Below are 1225 nucleotides of genomic sequence, written 5' to 3' on the forward strand. Positions count from 1 at the left end.
ATGATCGAAACCTGTGGATCTGACGGGAAGGGGTGTACCTTCCCGAATCATCTGATCAAGGTTTCGAGATAAGGCCGACGCGCCAACGTCGGTCGGGAAGGCACACCCGTGCTCACCGTAGTGCCCGAGATGCCCGCTGACGACCACACCCCGGCAGGCTCGTCGTCGTTGATCGACCAGATCGTCCGCGAGGGCGCCCGCAAGATGCTCGCTGCTGCCTTGCAGGCCGAGGTGAACGCCTACATCGCCGCGTTCGCCGACGAGCGCGACGACAACGGCCGCCGCCTGGTCGTGCGCAACGGCTATCACCAGCCTCGAGACCTGCTCACCGGTGTGGGCGCCATCGAGGTCAAGGCCCCGCGGGTCAACGACAGGCGCATCGATGCGGAAACCGGCGAGCGTAAGCGGTTCTCCTCGGCGATCCTGCCCGCCTGGGCGCGTAAGACCCCGCAGCTGACCGAGGTGCTGCCGCTGCTGTACCTGCACGGCCTGTCCTCGGGAGACTTCGTGCCGGCGCTGGGCCAGTTCCTGGGCAGCTCGGCCGGCCTGTCCGCTTCGGTGATCACCCGGTTGACCGAGCAGTGGAAGGCCGAGCAGCGCACCTTCAGCGAGCGGGACCTGTCGATGGTGGACTACGTCTACCTGTGGGTCGACGGTATCCACGTCAACATCCGGCTGGAGGAGCACAAGCTGTGCCTGCTGGTGATGATCGGCGTTCGCGCCGACGGCCGAAAGGAGCTCGTCGCGCTGAGCGACGGCTACCGGGAGTCGGCCGAGTCGTGGGCCGATCTGCTGCGTGACTGCAAGCGGCGCGGCATGCGCGCCCCGGTGCTGGCCATCGGCGATGGCGCGCTCGGCTTCTGGTCGGCGCTCGGTGAGGTGTTTCCGCAGACCAGAGCCCAGAGGTGCTGGTTTCACAAGATCTCTAATGTGCTGGGGGCGCTGCCGAAGTCGGCCCACCCGGGCGCGAAGAAGGCGCTGGCGGAGATCTGGAACGCCGAGGACAAGGACCACGCCGAACGCGCGGTCACCGACTTCAAGGCCACCTACGGCGCCAAGTATCCCAAGGCCGTCGCCAAGGTCACCGACGACCTCGACGAACTGCTGGCCTTCTACGACTACCCGGCCGAACACTGGGTGCACCTACGCACGACCAACCCCATCGAGTCGACCTTCGCCACCGTCCGGCACCGCACCAAGGTCACCAAAGGACCGGGCTCACGCG

The 1225-nt window shown here is 66.7% G+C and carries 1 protein-coding gene; it reads left to right on the top strand.

The window, feature by feature from the left end; genetic code table 11:
- Nucleotides 1-108: 108 nt before the first annotated feature.
- Nucleotides 109-1225: IS256 family transposase (locus OUY22_RS36625; RefSeq protein ID WP_408638260.1), on the top strand; the 1117-nt coding region annotated here is incomplete at its 3' end.

The sequence above is a fragment of the Nonomuraea corallina genome (genome assembly GCF_027620315.1).
GTDB classification, from domain to species: domain Bacteria; phylum Actinomycetota; class Actinomycetes; order Streptosporangiales; family Streptosporangiaceae; genus Nonomuraea; species Nonomuraea corallina.